This window comes from Rathayibacter sp. AY1F9 (genome assembly GCF_002932155.1).
Lineage (GTDB): Bacteria > Actinomycetota > Actinomycetes > Actinomycetales > Microbacteriaceae > Rathayibacter.
In genome coordinates this window covers 1-3,555 of record NZ_PSVA01000050.1, presented here as the reverse complement: position 1 = coordinate 3,555, position 3,555 = coordinate 1, and the positions used below count along the sequence as shown (strand labels likewise).

The following is a 3,555-nucleotide window of genomic DNA, read 5'->3' as shown; positions in this document are numbered from 1 at the left end:
GCGACGATCACCGCGGCCACCGCAAGCACCACGCCCCACCCTCCGTAGAGCTGGAACGCCCGGGCGCCCGACCACGCCGCCGCGACGACCCTTCACAGCAGGAGACCACCCATGCGCAGACGATTCATCCCTCTCGCCGCCGTCCTGGCGTCGACCGCCGCCCTCACCGGCTGCAGCGGCTTCGGAGGAGGAGGCGGCGGTTCGGCCGACGCCGACTCGATCACCTTCACCACCTGGGCCAGCGAGTCCGAGCAGGCGGCCTTCGAGTCGCTGATCACCGACTTCGAGGCCGAGCACGAGGGGGCGCGCGTCGAGCTCAACGTCGTCCCCTACGACCAGATGTTCAGCAACATCGACGCGCAGCTGTCGTCGGGCGAGGCCCCCGACGTGTTCCGCGTCGACTACGGCAACCTCGGCGTCTACTCCAGCCAGGAGCAGCTGCTCGACCTGACCGACCGGATCGACGACTTCGACTCCTTCACGCCCGCGTTCCAGGAGGCCGTCTCCTTCGAGGGGAAGCCCTACGGCGTCCCGCACCAGACCGACGTGTCGGCGCTGCTGGTGAACACGCAGATGCTCGCGGCGGCCGGCATCACCGACGTGCCGACCACCGCCGACGAGGCGTGGACCTGGGAGGAGTTCGCCGATGCCTCCGCGAAGCTGCGCGCGAGCCTGCCCGCCGAGCAGTACCCGTTCGTCTACAACTGGCAGCTCGGCGGCACGCCCCGCTGGCTGAGCTGGCTGTTCGAGGCCGACGGCACACTGCTGGAGGAGGACGGCACCACTCCGGCGATCGACTCGGCCGCGGGCGCGAAGGCCCTGGACTTCACGAAGAGCTTCTTCGACAACGACTGGGTCCCGCCGACCAGCTCGGTGAAGTCCGCCACCTACGCCGACTCCTTCTTCACGGAGCAGACCGCGGCGATGGCCTTCGCCGGGTCCTTCCTGGTGCCGGACATCGACGACCTCGCCGACTTCGAGTGGACCGCCACGCCGATGCCCGTCGACGAGCGCGGCGCGACCGACCTCGGCGGCAACGCCCTCGTCGCCACGGCCGACACCGACAACCCTGAGCTCGCGACCGAGTTCCTCTCGTTCATGACGCAGGCCGACACCATGGCCGAGTTCTGCGCGGCGACGAACGAGCTGCCCACCCGGTCCGACATCGACCCCGCGTCGATCGACTTCGCGGTGCGCCCGGACGTGATGCCCGTGTTCGTCGAGCAGGCCGCGACGATCACCCCGCGGGACGTGCAGCAGCTCACCTCGCCGTTCCTCGCGAAGATCTCGGTCGCGATGCAGGACCAGCTCGAGGAGGCGTTCGTCGGCGGGCGCAGCACCGAGGAGACCCTCTCCGGCCTCGACGCGGCCATCCAGCAGGCGACCAGCTGATGACCGCCACCACCCTCCGCGGCCGGGCGGGCTCCTCCGCCCGGCCGCGGTCGGCCCGCAGGCGCGAGGCCCTCGCCGGCTTCGGCTTCGTCGGCCCGAACCTGCTCCTGATGGCGCTGTTCCTGTTCGTGCCGATCCTCTGGGCGATCCAGCTCTCGTTCCAGGAGTCGCGCGGCTTCGGCACGCCCGAGTGGGTCGGCTTCGCGAACTACCTGCGGATGGGCGCCGACCCGGTGTTCTGGCAGAGCCTGGGCAACACCCTCCTCTTCACCGCGGTCACCGTGCCGCTCGAGCTCGCCGGCGGCCTCGGCCTGGCCGTGCTGCTCAACTCCGTGCTGCCCGCGCGCGGGATCTTCCGCACGGTGATCGTGCTGCCCCTGGTGATCTCGGGCGTCGCCTCCGGGATGATCGCGGTCACGATCTTCAGCGAGTCCTCGGGCATCGTGAACAAGGTGCTGAGCTCGCTGGGCGCCTCGCCGGTCGCGTGGCAGTCGGACGGCTCCGCGGCGATGATCTCGGTGATGCTGACCGCGGTGTGGCTGCGGATCGGCTTCAACATGGTGATCTACCTGGCGGGCCTGCAGAGCGTCTCGCCCGAGCTCTACGAGGCCGCACGGATCGACGGAGCGACGCGCTGGCAGCAGTTCCGCGCACTGACGGTGCCGCTGGTCGGCCCGTCCACCTTCTTCCTGCTGATCATGAACGTGATCGCCTCGTTCCAGGTCTTCGACATCGTCTTCGTGATGACGGGCGGCGGCCCCGGCTTCTCCACGTCGGTGCTCGGCACCTACGCGTACCGCAACGGCTTCCAGGTCCGAGAGCAGGGCTACGGCGCCGCGCTCGGCGTCGTCATCCTGCTGGTCTCCCTCGCCTTCACCTACCTGCAGTGGCGCACGAGCCGCACGCGCGACCTCGTCGACTAGGAGCCCTCATGTCGTCCTCCACCGTCACCACGCCCGCCGCGGTCGCCGCGGCCACCGCCCGCGAGACCCCGCGCCGGCGTCCCTCCCGCCGCGATGGCTCCCGCTCCGGACTCGTCATCCGCCTCGTCGTCGCGATCGTCGCCTCGGCGATCGTGTTCTTCCCGCTGTACTGGATGCTCGTCATCGCCTTCTCGCCGCGCGGCGAGGTGTTCGCGCCCGGCCCGCCCCGCTTCTGGCCGAGCGAGATCTCGTTCGAGAACTTCGCGACGGTGTTCGCGCGATTCCCCGTGGGCGAGTGGTTCGTCAACTCGGTCGTGATCGGGGCGTTCGTCACGGTGTTCACCGTCGTGGTGAACCTTCTGGCCGGCTGGGGCTTCGCGCGGCTGCGCTTCCCGGGGCGGAACCTGCTGTTCCTGCTCGCACTGGCCACGATGATGATCCCGGTGCAGGCGATCATGGTCGCGCAGTTCAAGCTCGTGACCGGACTGCAGATCTACGGCACCTACTGGTCGGTGATCCTGCCCGGAGCGGCGGCGGCCTTCGGGATCTTCCTCGCCCGGCAGTTCTTCCTCTCCATCCCGGAGGAGCTGATCGAGGCGGCGCGGATCGACGGCGCCGGCCACCTGCGGGTGTTCCTGCAGATCGTGCTGCCGCTCTCGAAGCCGCTGATCGCCGTCCTGATCCTGCTGACTCTGCTCGGCAGCTGGAACGACTTCGCCTGGCCGCTGATCGCCCTGAAGGACAACGAGCTGTTCACGCTGCCGATCGGCCTGCTCTACCTCAAGGGCCAGTCGACGCCTGACTACAGCGCGAGCATGGCGCTGGCGCTGGTGTCGGTGCTGCCGATGGTGCTGCTGTTCCTGTGCTTCCAGCGCTACTTCGTGCAGGGGTTCGCGCGCAGCGGCATCCGGTGAGGTCGGGCGGCGGCACGGGCGGAGGCACGGGCGGAGGCACGGGCGGAGGCAAGGGCGGCGTGGAGCGGTCGCCGCGGCGGGACGCTCCTGACCGGACGGGGCAGGAGAGGACGTGGAAGGAGAGGACAGAGCAGGGCCGGAGAGGACGGGGCAGGAGAGTGCCGACGGACGCTGCGGGCGGCGGGCGGCGGAGAACGAGAACCACGTGGAGGTCGTCCGGTCGTGATCTCCCGAGTTCGACGGCTCTCCTGCGCGGCGGGACGCTCCTGACCGGACGGGGCAGGAGAGGACGTGGAAGGAGAGGACAGAGCAGGGCCGGAGAGGAC

General features: G+C 69.8%; 3 protein-coding genes. All 3 read left to right on the top strand.

The features are described 5' to 3' along the window. Positions 1-111 precede the first annotated feature (111 nt). From C5C37_RS16930 to C5C37_RS16920, 3 genes are read left to right on the top strand one after another with little or no spacing between them, the layout of a single operon-like run. On the top strand, positions 112-1,392 hold the full coding sequence (locus C5C37_RS16930; RefSeq protein WP_258074201.1) for a sugar ABC transporter substrate-binding protein: 1,281 nt from the start codon (positions 112-114) through the stop codon (positions 1,390-1,392). Then, positions 1,392-2,315, top strand: coding sequence for a carbohydrate ABC transporter permease (locus C5C37_RS16925; RefSeq protein ID WP_104239656.1), 924 nt, complete (start codon positions 1,392-1,394; stop codon positions 2,313-2,315). Before C5C37_RS16930 ends, C5C37_RS16925 begins: the two co-directional genes overlap by 1 nt. Positions 2,316-2,323: 8 nt before the next feature. Further along, on the top strand, positions 2,324-3,229 hold the full coding sequence (locus tag C5C37_RS16920) for a carbohydrate ABC transporter permease (RefSeq protein WP_104339333.1): 906 nt from the start codon (positions 2,324-2,326) through the stop codon (positions 3,227-3,229). Positions 3,230-3,555: the final 326 nt, after the last annotated feature.